Here is a 2960-nt window from a genome sequence, read left to right as displayed (position 1 = left end):
CCTAAACTCAGACTCTGAGTATCTGCGAGTAAAGATCGGCTACTACTTAGGCATTAAAGATAATCTAAATGCTAATACTGCTGCTCTTAAGCTAGTCACCGTAGATCCCGTTTCGCGAAGTTATGCGATCTTAGCGGCGACATATTATGCGATGGAGAATTTTACTTTAGCCAAAACCTACTTTGAAAAAGCCTATGAGCTAGACAAAACTGACGAAAATCTCATCAGATTATGCGACGTGCTGCTAAATAAACTCGATGATTCGGACGGAGCGATCCGCATTATAGAGACGCACAGGCGCATCTACGGCTGCGCCCAGGGTATGGCGTGCGAGCTGCTAGCTGATGTGTATCGCGCGAATAAACGCTATTTGGATGTCGCTAAGATCGATGAAGCGCTGTATGAAGCCAAGGGGGATAATAAATTCTTAGACGATATGATAGCGATTTATTACTACTCAAACGACTTTGATAAAATAATAGAGCTTTTAAAGAAATACGACTACAAGCGCGAGCTTCTAATCGATGCCTACGCGCATAAAAAAGACTATAAAACCGCGATTAAAATGGCACGCGATGAGTTTATGAAGACTAAAAATTACGACTTTTTGGCGATCGAGGCGATCTATGAATATGAAAGTGCGGGCAAAAACGTGGATGCCAAGACCCTATCTAGCGTAGTGGCAAAATTTGAAAATATTGCGCCGCAGCTTAAAGACCCCGTGCATCTAAACTACTACGGATACATTTTAATAGATCACGATTTGGACGTTCGCAAGGGCATCGAGCTCGTCCGCCGCGCTCTACAAAAAGACCCCGACTCACCGTATTATCTGGACTCGCTTGCTTGGGGATACTACAAGCTTGGCGAGTGCGACAAGGCTAAAAATGAAATGGCTAAGATCAAAGACGCAGAATTTTTTAATTCCCCCGAAGGCAAAGAGCATTTAGAGGCGATCGATGCGTGCGCCGCTAGCACAGGCGTAGCGCCGCAGAATTCTATATCGCAAAACCCCTCTACGATAAAAGGCTCCGCGCCGAAAGATCAGGCGCCGCAAAGCCCGGCAACAAAAACCCCTTCGCCTAATTCCATAAAATCTACGGCGCCAGAAAGCTCTGCGTTAGATTCCGCGCGTCCGAGCTCCGCTGCAATGCGTGATTTAACGCCAAAAGACTCCGCTTCGCAAAATTCTGCCGGGTCTGCAAATTCCGCGATTCAAAACCAGACACCAAATTCCGCGGCTTCTGAAAATTTTGCGACGCCTATAAATTCCGCCGCGCAGAATTCTGCCTCGTCAAGACAAAATTCCGTATCGAGGCAGGATTTTATGCCAGAGCAAAATTCTACGTCGAAAGAGCCCACCGGCTCTAAAATCCAGACACCAAAGCAGTAGCGATGATTTTGGATGAAATTTTAAAACGTACTCGCGAGGATCTCGCGCTTCGTAAAGAAAGACTGCCCGAGGATCTGCTCGGCCGCTCGCTAAGCGCCAATCCCTACGAGCCGCGTGACGTCATAAGCGCGCTTAGGAGCGACGAGAAGGATCCGCTGCGCATCATCGCCGAGATTAAAAAGGCAAGCCCGAGCAAGAGGATCATCCGCGAGGATTTTGAGCCGCTAAGCCTTGCCGTGGAGTACGAAAATGCAGGTGCGAGCGCCTTTTCGGTGCTTACCGAGCCGCATTATTTCAGAGGCGATTTGGAGTTCATCCCGCAGATCCGCCGTTACACGCATACACCCATCTTGCGCAAGGATTTCATCGTCGATCGTTATCAGATCCTCGAAGCGCTGGTTTACGGCGCGGATTTTATCCTGCTGATCGCCAAAGCTCTGGAAGGCAAGCAGCTAAGAGAGCTGCTCGAATTTGCCCGCAGGCTGGGGCTTGAGGCGTTGTGCGAGATCCACGATAAGGACGATCTGAAAAAAGTGGTCTTCGCAGGTGCGGGTATTATCGGCATCAACCATCGAAATTTAGAGACTTTCGAGGTCGATACGAGCCTGAGTGAGCGGCTGATCCCGCTGATTCCAAACGGCAAGATCATCGTCGCAGAAAGCGGTCTGCACTCGCACGAGCAGCTTAAAAGCTTGCACGAGGCGGGCGTCGATGCGTTTTTGATCGGCGAGCATTTTATGCGCCAAAATGACGTAGGCGCGGCACTGCGCGAGATAAAGTTCGGCGCGGGCGGCTAAATTTAAACCCGTTTGTTTTATCGCGCAAGCTTAAACCCGAAGCGAGCGGTTAAATTTAGCGAACGGAGCGAAATTTTAAGGCAGTAAATTTTAAAATTCGTAAAATTCGGCTGACTTTAAAATTTAACGGCTCTTTAAATTTAGCGCCGCAGCGCAATTTAATATCGCACATCGCGCGAGAATTCACGCTGCGCTTTGGCATCGTGAGTTTGTTATTGCGCGCCGTGCGAGCGGTTGCGGAGCGAGGTTTAAATTTACGCCTTTCGTTTGTATAGCTTTCCGTCGCATCACGAGCTGTTGCAAAAGCGCGGGTTTAAATTTAGCTTTACGTTTGCGAAGCTTCGCGCGGGCGGGGTTGCGCTTGTAACATTAAGCGCCGAGAATTGCGCGTCTATCGTAGCGCCTTGTATGCCTAGCGCGCTCTCAAGCCCGGTATTGGCGATTAAATGGCGCCGTAAATTTAATCGCAGCTCGCGACCTAAGCCGCCCAGAGGAGCTGCGCGTACGATAACTGCGCAAAGCGAGCTATCGTAAAAGCGAACGGCGTAGGGGCTAGCGGGGCTGTGATACCCTGCGATACGCCGCGATTGAGCCGCAGCTATGCTATGACCGCGCCGCGTTAAATTTTACCGCATGCCACATCGGCGAGCGCCTAAGATTTGTTATAATGCGCCGCGCAAACGGCTACGGTGCGGATAAACGCTATGTTTGCCGTGCGATGAGTATTTGCCAAATGCGCGTCCGCCGCGGGCTTCGATCCGCAGAGTGCG

Annotated in this window: 2 protein-coding genes; both read left to right on the top strand. The window is 50.0% G+C overall.

Going from position 1 to position 2960, the window contains the following annotated elements:
- The coding region (locus Q0238_RS05425; protein WP_297943692.1) for a hypothetical protein at nt 1-1393 on the top strand (1393 nt) is incomplete at its 5' end.
- 2 nt (nt 1394-1395) lie between these two features.
- Nucleotides 1396-2190 carry an indole-3-glycerol phosphate synthase TrpC gene (gene trpC / locus Q0238_RS05420; protein ID WP_297943689.1) on the top strand — a complete coding sequence of 265 codons (795 nt, stop codon included), beginning with the start codon at nt 1396-1398 and terminating at the stop codon, nt 2188-2190.
- The last annotated feature ends 770 nt before the right edge of the window (nt 2191-2960 follow it).

This window comes from uncultured Campylobacter sp. (assembly GCF_938045775.1).
GTDB lineage: Bacteria > Campylobacterota > Campylobacteria > Campylobacterales > Campylobacteraceae > Campylobacter_B.
The sequence above is the reverse complement of the archived record's forward strand: the minus strand, read 5'-3'. Positions and strand labels throughout refer to the sequence as shown.